The organism is Gemella haemolysans (assembly GCF_001553035.1).
In the GTDB taxonomy this organism is placed as follows: Bacteria; Bacillota; Bacilli; order Staphylococcales; family Gemellaceae; genus Gemella; species Gemella haemolysans_B.
On record NZ_KQ959954.1, the window covers coordinates 18,758 to 36,084 of the forward strand.

Annotated in this window: 14 protein-coding genes; 8 read left to right on the top strand and 6 right to left on the bottom strand. The window is 30.5% G+C overall.

Annotation, left to right across the window (positions count from 1 at the left end):
* Nucleotides 1-4: 4 nt before the first annotated feature.
* Nucleotides 5-1,354 carry a glucose-6-phosphate isomerase gene (locus tag HMPREF3186_RS03845; RefSeq protein ID WP_060914007.1) on the top strand — a complete coding sequence of 450 codons (1,350 nt, stop codon included), beginning with the start codon at nucleotides 5-7 and terminating at the stop codon, nucleotides 1,352-1,354.
* A gap of 532 nt (nucleotides 1,355-1,886) precedes the next feature.
* Here HMPREF3186_RS03845 and HMPREF3186_RS03850 read toward each other — a convergent pair.
* A complete protein-coding gene (locus HMPREF3186_RS03850; RefSeq protein ID WP_003145472.1) occupies nucleotides 1,887-2,594 on the bottom strand; it encodes a UTRA domain-containing protein in 708 nt (235 codons plus the stop codon).
* Nucleotides 2,595-2,831: 237 nt separating this feature from the next.
* Here HMPREF3186_RS03850 and malQ point away from each other — a divergent pair, with 237 nt between their 5' ends.
* From malQ to HMPREF3186_RS03870, 4 genes are read left to right on the top strand one after another with little or no spacing between them, the layout of a single operon-like run.
* Nucleotides 2,832-4,322 carry a 4-alpha-glucanotransferase gene (malQ, locus tag HMPREF3186_RS03855; RefSeq protein WP_060914008.1) on the top strand — a complete coding sequence of 497 codons (1,491 nt, stop codon included), beginning with the start codon at nucleotides 2,832-2,834 and terminating at the stop codon, nucleotides 4,320-4,322.
* Between the two features lies 1 nt (nucleotide 4,323).
* Nucleotides 4,324-6,579, top strand: coding sequence for a glycogen/starch/alpha-glucan family phosphorylase (gene glgP / locus HMPREF3186_RS03860; RefSeq protein WP_060914009.1), 2,256 nt, complete (start codon nucleotides 4,324-4,326; stop codon nucleotides 6,577-6,579).
* A 19-nt stretch (nucleotides 6,580-6,598) separates the two neighbouring features.
* Nucleotides 6,599-7,393, top strand: a complete 795-nt coding sequence (locus HMPREF3186_RS03865; RefSeq protein ID WP_060914092.1) for an endonuclease/exonuclease/phosphatase family protein — start codon at nucleotides 6,599-6,601, stop codon at nucleotides 7,391-7,393.
* Nucleotides 7,394-7,411: 18 nt separating this feature from the next.
* Nucleotides 7,412-8,998 (top strand): alpha-glucoside-specific PTS transporter subunit IIBC, encoded by a 1,587-nt coding sequence (locus HMPREF3186_RS03870; protein WP_060914010.1) that lies wholly within the window; start codon nucleotides 7,412-7,414, stop codon nucleotides 8,996-8,998.
* A 248-nt stretch (nucleotides 8,999-9,246) separates the two neighbouring features.
* Here the strand turns inward: HMPREF3186_RS03870 and HMPREF3186_RS03875 are convergent, their stop codons facing one another.
* The 4 genes from HMPREF3186_RS03875 to HMPREF3186_RS03890 form a co-directional block, all read right to left on the bottom strand.
* The gene (locus HMPREF3186_RS03875; RefSeq protein WP_060914011.1) at nucleotides 9,247-10,080 is read right to left on the bottom strand and encodes a MetQ/NlpA family ABC transporter substrate-binding protein; all 834 of its coding nucleotides are present in this window, start codon (nucleotides 10,078-10,080) and stop codon (nucleotides 9,247-9,249) included.
* 93 nt (nucleotides 10,081-10,173) lie between these two features.
* Nucleotides 10,174-10,998: a MetQ/NlpA family ABC transporter substrate-binding protein gene (locus tag HMPREF3186_RS03880; RefSeq protein WP_060914012.1), complete on the bottom strand. Its 825-nt coding sequence runs from the start codon at nucleotides 10,996-10,998 to the stop codon at nucleotides 10,174-10,176.
* Between the two features lie 4 nt (nucleotides 10,999-11,002).
* Nucleotides 11,003-11,674 carry a methionine ABC transporter permease gene (locus tag HMPREF3186_RS03885; protein ID WP_003146663.1) on the bottom strand — a complete coding sequence of 224 codons (672 nt, stop codon included), beginning with the start codon at nucleotides 11,672-11,674 and terminating at the stop codon, nucleotides 11,003-11,005.
* Nucleotides 11,667-12,401, bottom strand: coding sequence for an ATP-binding cassette domain-containing protein (locus HMPREF3186_RS03890; protein WP_003145135.1), 735 nt, complete (start codon nucleotides 12,399-12,401; stop codon nucleotides 11,667-11,669). Before HMPREF3186_RS03890 ends, HMPREF3186_RS03885 begins: the two co-directional genes overlap by 8 nt.
* 430 nt (nucleotides 12,402-12,831) lie before the next feature.
* On the opposite strand from HMPREF3186_RS03890, the gene HMPREF3186_RS03895 reads away from it, so the two are divergent.
* Together HMPREF3186_RS03895 and HMPREF3186_RS03900 are read left to right on the top strand one after the other, a co-directional pair.
* Nucleotides 12,832-13,845 (top strand): LacI family DNA-binding transcriptional regulator, encoded by a 1,014-nt coding sequence (locus tag HMPREF3186_RS03895; protein WP_060914013.1) that lies wholly within the window; start codon nucleotides 12,832-12,834, stop codon nucleotides 13,843-13,845.
* On the top strand, nucleotides 13,838-14,635 hold the full coding sequence (locus HMPREF3186_RS03900) for a Cof-type HAD-IIB family hydrolase (protein WP_060914014.1): 798 nt from the start codon (nucleotides 13,838-13,840) through the stop codon (nucleotides 14,633-14,635). Before HMPREF3186_RS03895 ends, HMPREF3186_RS03900 begins: the two co-directional genes overlap by 8 nt.
* A gap of 43 nt (nucleotides 14,636-14,678) precedes the next feature.
* Here HMPREF3186_RS03900 and HMPREF3186_RS03905 read toward each other — a convergent pair whose 3' ends face one another.
* On the bottom strand, nucleotides 14,679-16,202 hold the full coding sequence (locus HMPREF3186_RS03905; protein WP_060914015.1) for a ClC family H(+)/Cl(-) exchange transporter: 1,524 nt from the start codon (nucleotides 16,200-16,202) through the stop codon (nucleotides 14,679-14,681).
* 144 nt (nucleotides 16,203-16,346) lie between these two features.
* Between HMPREF3186_RS03905 and HMPREF3186_RS03910 the strand changes: the two genes are divergently transcribed.
* A complete protein-coding gene (locus HMPREF3186_RS03910; protein ID WP_060914016.1) occupies nucleotides 16,347-17,072 on the top strand; it encodes a rhodanese-like domain-containing protein in 726 nt (241 codons plus the stop codon).
* The last annotated feature ends 255 nt before the right edge of the window (nucleotides 17,073-17,327 follow it).

The window sequence follows — 17,327 nt, forward strand, 5'->3', positions numbered from 1 at the left end:
AAAAATGCACTTAAAATTTGATTATTCGAAAGCACTAAACTTCTTTAACGAACAAGAAGTGAAAAATATGGAAGGTTATGTGAAAGTTGCTCATGATCAATTACACAATAAAACTGGAATTGGCAGTGACTTCTTAGGATGGGTTGATTTACCAACTAACTACGACAAAGAAGAATTCGCTAGAATTAAAGAAGCTAGTAAAAAAATTCAAGGTAACTCTGATGTACTTGTTGTTATTGGAATTGGTGGATCTTACTTAGGAGCTCGTGCAGCAATTGAAATGCTTAACGATAGTTTCTATAACTTCTATGAAAAAGATAGAAAAACTCCTCAAATCTTTTTCGTAGGGCACACTATTTCTTCAAGTTACACCCAAGAATTAGTGAATTACTTAAAAACTACAGGAAAAGATTTCTCTGTAAACGTAATTTCTAAATCTGGTACAACTACTGAACCTGCGATTGCATTCCGTATCTTCAAAGAATTACTTGAAGAAAAATATGGAAAAGAAGGAGCAAGAGAAAGAATCTTTGCTACTACTGATAAAGCTCGCGGAGCATTAAAATCTTTAGCTGACGATGAAGGATATGAAACATTTGTAGTACCTGATGATATCGGTGGACGTTTCACAGTTCTTACTGCAGTAGGATTACTTCCAATTGCTGTAAGTGGAATTGATATTGATAAAATGATGGCTGGAGCTAAATTAGCTCAAGATGAACTTTCTTCACCAGATTTAAGTACTAACATTGCTTATCAATATGCTGTAATGCGTAACGTACTACAACAAAAAGGGAAATTAATCGAAATTCTTGTTTCTTATGAACCATCAATGGTTTACTTTAATGAATGGTGGAAACAACTTTACGGTGAGTCTGAAGGTAAAGATGGAAAAGCATTATACCCATCAAGTGTTTGCTTCTCAACTGATCTTCACTCTATGGGACAATATGTTCAAGAAGGACGTCGTATTCTAATCGAAACTATCTTAAAAGTTAAATCTCCAAATAAAGATATTGAACTTAAAGAAGCTGAAAATAACTTAGATGGACTTAACTATCTAGCTGGAAAAACTATGGACTTTGTAAATACTAAAGCATTTGAAGGAACGCTTCTTGCTCACACTGATGGAGGAGTGCCTAACTTCGTAGTAGAACTTCCAGATATGAGTGAATTTACATTCGGATACTTGGTATACTTCTTCGAAAAAGCTGTAGGTATTTCTGGATACATGCAAGGTCTAAATCCATTTGATCAACCAGGAGTAGAAGCGTATAAGAAAAATATGTTTGCTCTTCTAGGAAAACCAGGATTTGAAGATTTAAAAGCAGAATTAGAAGAAAGATTAAAATAATCTCGAATAAAATAAAAACTGATAGAGGAAAAATTTTCCTTTATCAGTTTTTTGAATATATGATTGGATACTATATCTCATAAAATTTATATTTTTCTTTTTCCTGTTTTAAGTGTAGCTTGCGACACCTCCATATCTTTTGTTATCTCAAAAGGATATTCCGGTTAGAAAATGAGCCTGTAGTCTCATTTTCTTGAAGTGAAACACAAAAGTGTTTCACTTCAGCTACTACAAAACAGTAAGAAAAATATAAACTTGATTAATAAATGAATTGACTAATTTTTCACTAGTATTATTAATTTTACTCAAATATTTTGTAATAGTGAAAATGAAACTTGAAAAGTTCCATCGGTGAAATTAAGATTTTAAGCTTAATTTCAAGGTGGAATATCCACTTTGATTGTCTAAATGACAATTAAAGTTAGATGGAACGGTCCGTCACCATACTTAAAATATTTGAATAGTAAAATTTTTTTTAAAAGAACGACTCTATAAATTAGATTTTAATAAAATCGCAATTTACGAGTTGTTTTTATCTTTTTGCCATAGTTACAAATGTGAACTTATCTGGTCTGTATGTCAGGATTCCGTATTGTAGTATATTCCCATTTGATAAATAGGTAATACTTTCAACAACAGCGACCATATTATACTCTCCTAAGTCCATATGTTGTTTTTCTTCTTCAGTGGCATATCTAAATGAGATCTCACGTCTTGAGTGTGTGATGTTTAATCCTAATTCCTTTTCTAGATATTTATAAATAGAAGATTCAGCTATTTCTTTATTAATAAATGGAACAAGCTTACGATCAAAATAAGACACCTCGTATTCTAGACGTTCACCGTTTATTAATCTACTACGACTAACTCTGTAAAAATCATTGTCTTCATTTGATCCGAAAATATCCATTATCTTTTTATCACCTTGAATGATATAAAGGGATTCTAAAGAAGTTTTGATTTCATATTTTCCATCAATATTTAATTCAGAAGAAGTTTTAATGTTTCCTAGATAGTTATTTTTAATCCTACCATGTCCTAGGATTAATGAGTTTTTTCCTTTAATCTTTTGGATATAACCATTAATTTCTAGTAAAGATAGAGCTTTTCTGATTGTATCTTTAGAATAGCCATATTCTTTGACTAGCTCATTTTCACTCGGTAATTCAGTATTACGTTTATATACTCGAGTATCTATTTTTTCTTTTAAGTCTCTGTAGACTTGTTTGTATTTACTCATTTACTATTAACCTCTCAAAGTTTGTCTATATTATTATAAATGTACTAAGATTAAAAATCAAGAAATATGTAAAAGTTTTATAGTGTTTTCAACATTTACGTATAGGTTACATGATGAAATAAAAAGAATTACATAAATGTGTTGACAAAATGAAAGTGTTTTATTATAATAATAAATGTTAAGTTATAAGAACTTATGTTGTAAATACAAGTTAAAAAATAACGGAGGAAACTAATAATGTCAAAACGTTCAAGTGGTGTTTTAATGCATATTACATCATTACCAGGTCAATTTGGAATAGGAACATTTGGTAAAAGTGCTTATGAATTTATAGATTTCTTAGAAGAAACAAAACAAACTTATTGGCAAATTTTACCACTTACAACTACTAGTTATGGTGATTCACCATACCAAAGTTTCTCGGCAGTGGCAGGGAACTTAAATTTAATTGATTTTTCATTATTAAAAGAAGATGGGTTACTTGAAGAAAGTGATTATGTAAAAGTTAACTTTGGAGAAAATCCTGAAAAAGTTGATTATGCATTATTATTTGAAGCAAGAAGACCAATTTTAGAAAAAGCAGTCGCTAACACTAGTAAAAATAGTGAAGTATTAGCTGAAATTGAAAAATTTGAAGCTGAGAATTCAAGTTGGTTAGCTGATTATGCTGAATATATGGCTATAAAAGAAAGTTTTGGATATAAGAGCTTTATTCACTGGGATGAAGATATTAAAAAAGGTGAAGAAACAGCACGTGAAAAATATCGTACAGAACTTCAAGATAGCATAAGATACTATACAGTTACACAATATTTCTTCTTTAAACAATGGTTAGCATTAAAAGAATATGCTAATGAAAAAGGAATTAAAATTATTGGAGACATGCCAATTTATGTAAGTGCTGATAGTGTTGAAATGTGGACTATGCCGGAACTATTTAAAGTTGATGCGAACAATGAACCACTTTATGTAGCTGGTTGTCCTGCAGATGACTTCAGTCCTACTGGACAACTTTGGGGTAATCCAATCTATGATTGGGAAAAACACAAAGAACAAGGATTTTCATGGTGGATTTACCGAGTGCAAGAGAGTTTCAAAATCTACGATGTACTTCGTATAGATCACTTTAAAGGATTCTCTGATTTCTGGCAAATAGATAAAGATGCTGAAAATGCAGTAAATGGTACTTGGGAAGCTGGTCCAGGAATTGAATTATTCCAAAAAATAAAAGAACAGTTAGGTGATTTACCAATTGTTGCAGAAAATCTAGGATTTATCGATGCTAAAGCAGAAAAATTATTAGATGATTCTGGATATCCAGGAATGAAAATTCTTCAATTTGCTTTCCCTGGAGAAGATAACTTAGATCGCCCACATCATTATACACAAAACAGTGTTGCTTACACAGGAACTCATGATAATGATGTAGTTAATGGATGGTATGAAAAACTAAGCGAATCAGAAAAAGAACTAGTTTCTGAATACTTGAACCGTCGTGATGATGAAACAATCACTGAAGCAATGATTAGAGGAATCTACTCGTCAGTAAGTGATTATGCAATCGTAACAATGCAAGATTTATTAGACAAAGATGCAACAAGCAGAATGAACGTTCCATCAACAGTTGGAGGAAACTGGGAATGGAGAATGCTTGCAGAAGATCTAACAGAAGAGAGAAAAGAATTTTTAAGAAACATTACAGTAAGATATTCAAGAGAGAGGGTATAAAATGTCATTTAGTAAATATGTATTAGATAATACAAGTAAAGAACTAAGTACTTTAGATAACAAAGAGATATATAAACAACTATTAAATTATGTAAAAGAACAAGCTGATAAAAAAGCTTTAAACTCTGATAAAAAGAAAGTTTACTACATTTCAGCAGAATTTTTAATTGGTAAACTTTTATCAAACAACCTAATTAACTTAGGTATTTATGAAGAAATCGAAAAAGAATTAAATGCAGCTAACAAACGTCTTAGCGATGTTGAAGAAGCAGAATTAGAACCATCACTAGGTAACGGTGGTCTTGGGCGTTTAGCATCTTGTTTCATCGATTCTATCTCATCATTAGGAATCAATGGTGATGGAGTTGGATTAAATTACCACTGTGGATTATTCAGACAAGTATTTGTTAAAAATGAACAACACGCAGAGCCAAACTTCTGGATTGAAGATTCTTCATGGCTAAGAGATACTGATGTTAAATACACAGTACCATTCAAAAACTTCAACCTAACTTCAACTCTAAAAAGAATTGACGTACTAGGATACAAAAAAGATACTAAAAACTACCTAAACTTATTCGATATTGAATCAGTCGATAGCAGTATCATTGAAAATGGTATTAGTTTCGATAAAACTGAAATTGAGAAAAACTTAACATTATTCTTATATCCAGATGATAGTGATAAAAATGGTGAATTACTACGTATTTATCAACAATACTTCATGGTATCAAATGCAGCTCAACTAATTTTAGATGAAGCAATTGCTAAAGGAAGTAATGTTCACGACCTATACGAATATGCATATGTTCAAATTAACGATACTCACCCAAGTATGGTAATTCCTGAATTAATTCGTTTACTAACTGAAAAACACGGAATTGAATTTGAAGAAGCATATACAATCGTTCAAAAAATGACTGGTTACACAAACCACACTATCTTAGCTGAGGCATTGGAAAAATGGCCATTAGCGTACTTAGAAGAAGTGGTACCACACTTAGTAACAATCATCAAGCAATTAGATGCTGTTATTAGAGAAAAATATGAAGGTGAAGATATTCAAATCATCGATAAAGATGATAGAGTACACATGGCAAACATGGATATTCACTTCTCTAACAGTGTAAACGGGGTTGCTTACCTACACACTGAAATTCTAAAAAACTCTGAGTTGAAACACTTCTATGAATTATACCCAGAGAAATTCAACAATAAAACTAACGGTATTACATTCAGACGTTGGTTAGAGTTCTCTAACAGACCGTTAGCGACATACTTAAAAGATCTAATTGGTGATGAGTACTTAACAGATGCAACTAAATTAGAAAAACTATTAGCATTTGTAGATAGTAAGGAAGTAGCAGCTAAATTAGAAGAAATTAAACATGAGAACAAACTTGTTCTTAAAGAATACCTAAAAGAAACTCAAGGTATTGAACTTGATGAAAATAGTATTATCGATACTCAAATCAAGAGATTCCACGAATATAAACGTCAACAAATGAATGCTTTATATGTAATCAAAAAATACTTAGATATTAAAAATGGAAAATTACCAGAAAGAAAAATCACTGTATTCTTTGGTGGTAAAGCAGCACCAGCTTACATTATAGCTCAAGACATTATTCACTTAATTCTATGTCTATCAGAATTAATTAACAATGATCCTGAAGTAAATAAATACCTAAATGTATTCCTAGTTGAAAACTATAACGTAAGTGTTGCAGAAAAACTAATTCCAGCAACTGATATTTCAGAGCAAATTTCATTAGCATCTAAAGAAGCAAGTGGAACTGGTAATATGAAATTCATGTTAAATGGAGCTCTAACTCTAGGAACTTTAGATGGAGCTAACGTGGAAATTGACGAACTAGTTGGTCGTGAAAATATCTACATCTTCGGTAAAGAAAGTGATGAAATCATTAAACTTTACGAAACTGCTGGATATGTTTCTAAAGAATACTATGAAAAAGACGGTGTTAAAGAAGTAGTTGACTTCATTATTTCTAAAGATTTAGTGAAATTAGGAAATAAAGAAAGATTAGAAAGATTATACAACGAACTTCTTAACAAAGACTGGTTCATGACACTAATTGACTTTGAGGAATATTATGCTAAGAAAGAAGAAATGTTAGCAGATTACGAAAACCGTGAATTATGGATGAAGAAAGTTATCGCGAACATTGCGAAAGCAGGATTCTTCTCATCTGACCGTACAATTGCTCAATATAATGAAGATATTTGGAATAAATAAAAATAAAGGGGAACATACGATGAAACTATTAACGATTAATGTTCATAGTTGGTTAGAAGAAAATCAATTAGAAAAATTAAATATTTTAGCGAAGGTAATTGTAGAAAAAAATTATGACGTGGTTGCCATGCAAGAAGTAAATCAATTGATTAATAGTGAAGATGTTCAACAAGGGATAAAAACAGATAACTTCGGAAAATTATTATTAGATAAAATTAGAGAATATGGAGAAGAAGGTTACAGTTATTATTGGACTTATTCTCATATTGGATTTGATAAATTCGAAGAAGGATTAGCGATACTAGCTAAAGGTGAAGTTGTTGCCGTAGAGGATTTTTACTGTACGGCACAACAAACCGTGACTTCTATTGAATCAAGAAAAATATTAAAAGTAGATCTTAAAGTAAATAATGAGATCATAGAATTTTACAGTTGTCATATGAATTTGCCAACTTGTAAAGGGGAAGACATAGATCAAAATCTTAGCAACCTAATTAATTATACAGATAACAAAAATCTTAAAGTTTTCATGGGAGATTTCAATACGGATTATTTCCATCAAGTAGATGATTACAAAAGAATACTTGATAAAGGATTATATGATACATATGAATTAGCCGAGAAAAAAGATGGGGGAGTTACCGTATATAAAAATATAAGTGGTTGGGAAGATTCTATGTGTCAGAAAAAATTGGATTATGTTTTTATTAATAGAAAATTGGACGTAAAAGAAAGTTTTGTTATATTTAATGATGATAATTATCCAATAATTTCTGATCATAATGGCTTAGAAGTAACATTAGCAGAAAAATAAAAAAAGGAGGAAAATGTTATGTTACAAAAAATTCAGCGTTTTGGAGGCGCTATGTTAATGCCATCTATTATATTCGCATTCTTCGGATTAGTAGTTGGATTAACTTCAATCTTTAAAAACCCTAACTTAGTAGGGAGCATCGCGACAGAGGGTACTCTTTGGTATAACTTCTGGTTCGTAGTTGAACAAGGAGGATGGACAATCTTCAATCAAATGCCAGTAGTATTCGCACTTGGTATTCCAATTGGTCTTGCTAAAAAAGCAAACGGTCGTGCAGCATTAGAAGCGTTCTTAATTTACATGGTATTCAACTACTTCATCAACGGATTCTTAACTCAATTCAAATTCTTTGGAGTAGATGTAACACCAGCTCTTAAATTACCTACAGGTATTACAAGAATCGCTGGAGCAATCACATTAGATACTTCAATCATCGGTTCTATTGTTATTGCATCTATCTCAGTATGGATTCACAACAAATACTTTGATAAAAAATTACCTGAATTACTAGGAATTTTCCAAGGATCAACATTCGTTATCTTAGTAGGATTCCTTATCATGATTCCAGCTGCATTCTTAACAGCTTTATTATGGCCAAAAGTTCAATTAGGAATCGCTGCATTACAAGGATTCTTAAAAGTATCTGGAGTTGCAGGGGTATTCACTTACACATTCTTAGAAAGAATTTTAATCCCAACAGGATTACACCACTTTATCTATGGACCATTCATGTTTGGACCAGCAGTAGTAGAAAATGGAATCACAGCTTACTGGGTACAACACATTCAAGAGTTCTCTCAGAGCTCAACTCCATTAAAAGAGTTATTCCCTCAAGGTGGATTCTCATTACACGGTAACTCAAAAGTATTTGGATTACCAGCAGCAGCTTTGGCTATGTATGTAACAGCTAAAGACAGCAAGAAAAAAGTTGTAGCAGGGTTATTAATCCCAGCAGCACTTACTGGTTTCTTAACAGGAATCACTGAACCAATCGAGTTCACATTCTTATTCGCAGCACCAATGTTATTTGCTACTCACGCAGTATTAGGTGCGTTAATGTCAGCAACTATGTACCAATTTGGAGTTGTAGGTAACTTCGGAAGTGGATTAATCGACTTCTTAGCTCTTAACTGGTTACCAATGTTCAAAAACCACTCATCTCAAGTATTCGTTCAAATCGCAATTGGATTAGTATTCTCAGTAATCTACTTCTTCGTATTTAGATTTATGATTCTTAAATTCCAATTAAACACACCTGGACGTGAAGCAGATGATGCTGAAACAAAACTATACTCTAAACAAGAGTACCGTGAAAAAGGTAAAGAAGCAGCTAAACCAGAAGTTAAAGATGATGCAGCTACTCACGATGATCAAGCTCTTATCATTTTAGAAGGTTTAGGTGGTAAAGATAACATCGTAGACGTTACTAACTGCGTAACAAGATTACGTGTTAATGTTAAAGATGAAAGCTTAGTAAAAGATGATGAATTCTTAAAACGTTCTGGAGCTCTAGGAGTTGCTCGTAACGGTAAAGCTATTCAAGTAATCATCGGGTTCTCAGTAGGACAAGTTAGAGAAGCTTTCGAAAAAGAATTACACAAATAAGATAATTAATAAAAAGGAACTGATGTAAAAATCAGTTTCTTTTTTTGTTATGAATATCTATATATAGATACTAGTACGTTATTAAATAGTGTTCTTCCTTGCATTCATAAGGTAGCAAGCAGTTATAATATATGTTTTAATGATAAATAGAACATTTATAAAAAGGGGAATTAAGGTGGTAACTTATAGATGCATAGTAGGTAAAAAAATACTTGGTAAACAATTGTTACCAAGTATTTTAATTTATATTAGAACGCTGGAGTAGCGTGTCCTTTTGGTTTAAGTTCTTTGTTAATGTAATCTTTAACTTTTTCACTAGCTAATGCTTTTTTCACTGCTTGAACTTTAGCATCGTCTTTGTTATCTTCACGAGCTACAAGTGAGATAGCGAATGTTAAATCATCTGATTTTTCAAGAGCTAGACCGTTTTTATCAGGAGTTAATCCTAATTTAGAGATGTAAGTTGGGTAGTTAAATACTAAATCTTTTTCATTGTATGCTTCGTTAAGGTTTAGTAAACTTACTTTAGTGAATTTAAGGTGTTTTGGATTATCTTTGATATCTGCTTCAGTTACTGTAAAGCTGTTTGGATCTTTAAGAGTAATAACTTTAGCGTGATCTAATAAACGTAAAGCACGAGCTAAGTTTGTTGGATCTGAAGGGATAGCTACATCAGCACCATCTTTAAGATCTTTAATATCTTTAAGAGTTTTTGAGTAGAATGATACAGTCGCGTTGTAGATAGGTTGAACTGCTACAAGGTGAGCATTATTTTTTTGGTTAAATTGTTCCATGAATGGTCTGTGTTGGAAGAAGTTAGCATCAACTTCTTTATTGTTTAATGCAACGTTAGCTTGAACGTTATCAGAAACTTTAACGATTTCTAAGTTGTAACCTTCTTTTTTAAGATCTTCTTTGATCATTTCTAACATGTCTGTCATTGGAGAAGTGTGAGAAGCTACTTTTACAGTAACTGGTTCTTTCTTCTCTTCTTTTTTAGGTGCTTCAGTTTTGCTTGAACATGCTGTTAAAACTAATAATAATGCAGCTAAGCTAGCTATAAATGAAATTATTTTCTTCATTATATTTTCTCCTATTAAGTATGTTTTTTATTTAGAGGTAAGGTTGTTGATTGTATATATTATAGATTTTGAATTAGTAATAATAAATATTTATTAGAAGGCTGCAGTAGCTTTACCTTCGAAATTCTTTTGTAAGAAATCTTTAACTTTTTGGCTTGTTAAAGCTTTTTTCACTGCTTGAATTTTTGCATCGTCTTTGTTATCTTCACGAGCTGCAAGAACACCAGCATATGTAAAGTCAGCTTTATCTTCCATTAGAAGTCCATCTTTCATTGGTGTAAGGTTTAATTTAGCAATGTAAGTTGGGTAGTTGAAAACTAAATCTTTTTCTGCATATGCATCACTTAAGTTTAAAAGACCAACTTCTGTAAATTTAAGATGTTTTGGATTATCTTTGATATCTTTTACAGTAACGTTATAGCTGTTAGGATCATTTAATGTGATTAATCCACCGTGAGCTAATAATCTTAATGCACGAGCTAGATTTGAAGCATCAGATGGAATTGCTACATCAGCACCATCTTTAAGATCTTTAATATTTTTGATATTTTTAGAGTAGAATGCTGGGATTGAGTTATAAACTTTTGCAACAGCTACTAAGTTTGTTTTATTTTTTTCGTTGTACTGTTTCATGAATGGTTCATGTTGGAAGAAGTTAGCATCGACTTCTTTGTTTGCTAAAGCAACGTTAGCTTGAACATTATCAGATACTTTTACAATTTCAAGAGTATATCCTTCTTTTTGTAAATCTTCTTTAACTAATTCTAACATGTCAGTGAATGGTGGGACATGAGCAGCAACTTTAATAGTTTTGTCTTCTTTTTTTTCTTCTTTTTTATCACTAGTTTTACTAGAACATGCTGTTAATACAAGCACAAGTGCTAATAGGCTAGCAACAATAGATAATACTTTTTTCATTAATCTATTTCTCCTTCTTGTTTGTGAAACGTTTAGCTAATCCATAACCTATAGATTGAATAATAAATACATATATAATAAATATTATTACTATTAAATACATTAGATCATAATTGTATTCTTGATATCCATATCTAAATGCAAATTCACCAAGTCCACCTGCTCCGATTACACCCATTACAGTAGTATACGCCAGTAAACTAATAGTAGTATAGGTGAATGATAAGATTAAGTTATCCATTGTAGCAGGTAATAAGAAGTATCTAATAATTTGAATTTTAGTAGCTCCCATACTTATAGCTCTATCAACAATCTTCTTAGGAACATTAATAAGGGCTTGTTCAACAAATCGAGCATAGATACTTACACCAACTAGTGTAAGAGGCAAGATTGCTGCAATATTCCCAAAAGATGTTTTAAATAGAAATCTATTTACAGGGATTAATATGAATACAAAAATTAGAAACGGAACACTACGTAGGGCATTAAGAGAAATGCTAAGCCCTTCATAAACTGCTCTATTCTTTAATAAATAATCACGACTGAAAGCAAAAAGCATAATACCTAATGGTAGGGAAATGAAAAATACTGTTAACATAGAGTAAATCATCATATAGTTAGTTTCCCAAAATGCTTTCATAATACCATCGTAATTGGCTTTAAATAAATCAATCATTTAATAAAAACTCCTTTACGTAGTTATAGTAATTACTGTCGTAATCGTCTTTTGCATTTTTATTAGGTACGACAATATCTTTTATAGTAGAATCATCGATAACTACCACTCTGTCACAGAAGTTCTTCAATAATGAAAGACTGTGTGAAATCATAACAATCGAAATATCAGTTGTAGTTCGTAGTTTGTTTAAAAGAGCGAAAATCTCTTTCTCACTATTAGTGTCTAAAGCAGAACTGATTTCATCACAAAGTAGAACTTCAGGTTCTTGTAGTAGTGCCATAGCAATAGCAACTTTTTGTTGTTCACCACCACTTAAGCTACCACAAAGACTATTTTTTAGTCTTGTAATATTCATGAATTCAAGAATATCATCTATTTTCTTTTTATCAACAGAAACCTTATTTAGTTTGTATACTAAACTTAAATGATAATATACACTTTTATTATCAATAAGATTAGAGTGTTGGAATATGTATGCTAGATTTTTTCTAGTATTTCTAAGGGTGCTTGCGTCCATAGATTTTATAGAAGAGTTTTTATAAAGTATATCTCCACTATCATATGAAACAATCCCGTTAATCATTTTAAGAATAGTACTTTTACCTGTACCATTTCTTCCGATAATTCCAATAACTTCTTTCTTATTGATATCAAATGATATATTTTCTAATTTGAAGTTAGCATCTTTATATTGTTTTGATACGTTTTTTAATTGAACTATCATAATATACCTCCAAGAAAAACTATACCACTTTTAGAAAATGATTTCAAGAGGTTTGTTTAAAATTTTGAAATTATTTGTTCATATTGTTCTATGCATGTTTGATAGTGTTTAGACATCTGTTGTGTGATTTTTTTCAATTTGTACTGATACAGTTTATCATTGTATATTGAAGATGGTTTTAAAATATAAGAAAAATAGTAAATATTACTATTATCATAGTGATTTGTATTATTTTTATTTAGAAGATATGAAATGAATTGTATTAGAATAAAAATCAAAAGTGGATTATTTTTTTGTATTACAGGGTGGAAAAAATAAAGTATTTAACAAAGAAATTAGTATTTATATTTTCTAAAAATGTTCTTATATAATTCTTTATTTATTTAGTTGAATCGGTTATAATTATAGTTATGGTCTAAGGAGGTAATCTATGAAGAAATTGACAATAGTAGATATAGCAAAAATGGCCGGAGTAGGTACTACTACTGTCTCTAGATACTTTAATGGTGGAAATCTAAAAGAAGAAACATACAAAAAAATTAAAGAAATAGTAGATAAGTATAATTACACACCAAACACCTTTGCTAAGGCATTAAAAAGTACAGATAGTAAAATTATTGGAGTTATAGTTCCATGTCTTCATTCTTTTGTTAGTGGAAATACTTTAAAATATCTTGATAAAGAGTTAAAAGATAATAATTATGAGACGTTGATAATGAATGCTAATTTTGAAGAAAATAAGCAGTTAGAGTATATAAAAAAATTAGCGAGAATGAATGTAGATGGAATAATCTTATTACCAACAACTATGACTAAAACTTACGAGAGCACTATAAAATCTGTGGATGTTCCTGTTGTTATGTTAGGACAAGAAGGCGAGTATACATATAGTGTTGAGTACAATGATTTCAATGCTGCTAGAGATTTAACGAATTATATTCTAGCTAGTGGACATAAAAAAGTAGCTTACTTAGGAGTTAGTGAGGATGATATTGCAGTAGGATACTATAGAAAATTAGGTGTTCTAAGAGCATTAGAAAAGTATAATCTAGAACCAGAGAATATATTAATTACTAATTTTGGAATGGAAGAAGGATATGAAATAGTAAGAGAAAATATAGAAAAGTTAAAAGAGGATAGTTGTTTAATTTGCGCAACTGACAATTTGGCTTATGGAGCGATAAAAGCTCTTGAAGAATCTGGCTTAAGTGTTGGAGAGAATTATTCAGTAGCAGCATTTGGAGATTATACTTCATCTACATTATTAAAATCACCATTAACAACAATAAAATTTGATTTAAAGGATGCTGCTAAGCAGACTGTAGATATGTTATTGAATATAATAAAAAAAGAAGAAACAGCTATGAAACTATTAATTGGTTATGAATTAAAAACAAGAGACAGTGTAGTTGACTTAAACAAAATGGAGAATAAAAATGACTAAAATAAAAGCAATTTTTTTTGATATTGATGGGACGATAAGAAGTTTTAAAACGAAAACAATTCCTGAAAATACAGCGAATACTTTAAAAAAATTAAAAGAACAAGGAATTAAGATATTTATAGCTACAGGAAGAGCGCCATTCCATACTACATTTTTAAATGACTTATTAGATTTTAAATTTGATGGCTATATTACGATAAATGGTCAATATTGCTATTTAGAAAATGGTGAAGTTTTAAATGATAAGATATTATCTCAAGAAGATATAAAAAATGTGCTTCCATATTTTAAAGAGAATAAGATTGCATGCGATTTTGCTTTATTAGATGGAGCGTTTATGAATTTGAAAAATTCACGAGTTAAATGGCTAGAAGATGAGCTAGGAGATCCAGAGCGTTTTAAAGAAGATCCGTTAGCGTATAATAAAGCAATTAGTGAAAAAATCTATCAGCTTAATGTCTTTGTATCAGAAGAGGAAGAAGCGGGCTTTTTAGCGTATATGCCTAATTCAAAAGCAGCAAGATGGACTACTCATTTTACTGATGTCATTCCAAAAGATGGTGGAAAAAATACTGGAATTGATGCGGTTATCGCACACTTTGGTATTAAATTAGAGGAAACTATGGCATTTGGTGATGGTGGTAATGACATAGATATGCTTAAACATGCTGGAATAGGTGTAGCGATGGGGAATGCTGGAGAGAATGTTAAAGAGATTGCAGATTATATCACGACAAGCGTAGATGATGATGGAATAACAAATGCGTTAAAACATTTTAATGTAATATAAGAACAAAGACTAGAAGAGTTTTAATAAATCTTCTAGTCTTTAATTATTTACTAAATTTTTCTAAGAATGTCTCAACACTTTCTTTTGGCATTATGACGGTAAGTTTGTCATTAGCTTCTAAAACTGTTGTTCCTTTCGGTACTATTTCACGCCCAGAACGTTCAATCTGAGATATAAGTGTGTTTTTCGTCCACTCTATTTCTCTGATAGATTTTCCTACTAAGAAACTATCGTTTGATATTGTTGTAATAATTTCTACTTCCATTTCAACTTCATTATCTTCTAGTTTATTATTAGTTAGTATGCGATCTAATAAATATTCATAAACAGGTTTTGTTCCTAGTATATTCGCAGTCATATAAGCGAATAGGCAACATAGTGCAATAGGAAGAAAATAGTTAAGTTTTTGTGTCATTTCAAATAGTAATATTATTGAAGTAATAGGACTTCTGACAATTGCTGTTAAATATCCAGACATTGACAAGATAACAAATAGAGCAGTATATTTAGCATCAAAGAAGTTACTAAATAACGTTCCGAGTATAGCTCCTTGAATCAGAATTGGTAGGAAAATTCCACCTGCAACACCGGATGTGAATGATATAAGTGAAAATAAAGTTTTTATAAAATATAAAGTTAATAAAAACATAAAGCTAAATTTATTTTCAATTAAAAATTCTACTAAACTATGTCCGCTTCCTAAAACTATGGGATAAAAAATAAATAGGACAAATGAAATGAGAAAAGCTACTTGGGGTCTAAATACTATATTTAATTTGAAATATTCGTAAATTTTGAATAGTATTTTTATAGTAACATTATAGAATGTTCCAAATATTCCTAGTAAAATACCTAATAAAGCAACCCAAGGATAAATATTAACTTCTACGTAAGGAACATCAGGGAATTTAAATATTGCTGTAAGTCCAAAAATATATTGTCCAACGATATTGGCCACAACAGCAGCACTAAAGCAGCAAATTATAATTTTTTTTGTGATTTGCTTATGAACTTCTTCTATAGAAAATAGAACGCCTGCAAGTGGAGCACCAAAGGCAATAGATAAACCTGCACTAGCACCACAAGTAATAAGATATTTTTCTTTAATACTATCCTTTTTTAAAATTCTTGATACAAGTTTTCCACTCATAGCCCCGAGTTGAATAGATGGGCCCTCTCTACCTAAAGATAGACCACCTAAACTAGCTGTTAATCCTCCGGTGATTTTATAAATAAGTACACGTAATGGATTAGGATTTAATCTTCCTGTTATTTCTGCTGATACTTGAGGAATTCCACTTCCACTTGCCATAGGTTCTCTTTTAAGTAAGAATCCAGAAAATAATGCTAGTAATACCAAGACAGCTAATAATATAATTTTATAAATAAAACCAGTTTTTATAAAGTCAGCTGTATAATGAACAATTTTTTCACTATAACCGATAAGTAATCTATAGCTAGCACCGACTATTCCTGCAGCTAGTCCAACTAAGATTCCATCAAAAAGTAATGATGTTTCAATTTTAAAATTTTTATTTTCTATTTTACTGATTTTGGAAATTTTCATTTAAATCTCCTTTCTAAAAAATATCTATATCATAATTTTACTCTTAAATAGAAAAAAAATCAAAACAAATTTAAAATATTATTTATTATTAAAAATACAAAATGTGTGATATAATATAATTATGTTAAGAAAGGAGTAAACAGGATGAACATATTAGTAGTTATTGGTATAATAGTGTTAATTATCTTACTAGGTCTTTATGCATTCTGGCTTAAATTGCTAAAAGGTAAGCCAGGACGAATTGCTGGGGCAGAAGTAGAGAAAAAAACTTTCGATGAAGCACTTGTTGTAGATGTTCGTTGGAGAAAAGAGTATGCAAGAGGGCATGCAATTAATGCGGTAAACTTACCTATTAAACTTTTTAAAAATAATAGTGATGTACTTGATGAATATAAGGATAAGGATATTATTCTATATTGTGTAGTCGATGTAACGTCTCGTAATACTGAAAAATTATTAAGAGAGCGTGGATTCACGAAACTTCATATTGGAGATGGGGTTAAACAATATGACTATGGTAAAGCAATATATAGCAATGTATTATTATCTGAATTCAAATATCGTGTCTCAGTAAGTAAAAATAAGCAGTTTTTAAACTTAGGTAGTGAAATTTTAAGTGATGAAGAAATCAAAGTTTCACCTAATGAAATAGATAGTATTTTAGATAAGTTAAATAAAGATTCAGAAATTTTTGTTTATAGTGATAAACCTGAAGAAAGTAAAGAAGTATGTAAAAAACTTGGGTTAGCTGGTTACACAATTTTTAATTTAATTGAACCATTCAATACTGCTAAATATAGAAATGCATTCTATAATAAAAATGATTATATAGAAACACAAGCTGATCAAGAAGCATCATCTTGTGGTTGAGCGTAAAAATTAAAATAAACGATAGGTTATCGTTTTAATAAAGTTTCAATAAAAATACCTATAATTTTTATTTATGAAATTATAGAATACAGATATAGTGATATAATTATAAGAAATTCACATAGAGCGGAGAATTGTTCTAGGTGAGTTTCTTTTTTATATAACTAACATAAAGAATTAATACGTTTGCTATAAAAAAATGTTAAATTAGGTTATAATATAAGTGAAGGAAAATATGAAATAGAGGAAGATAAT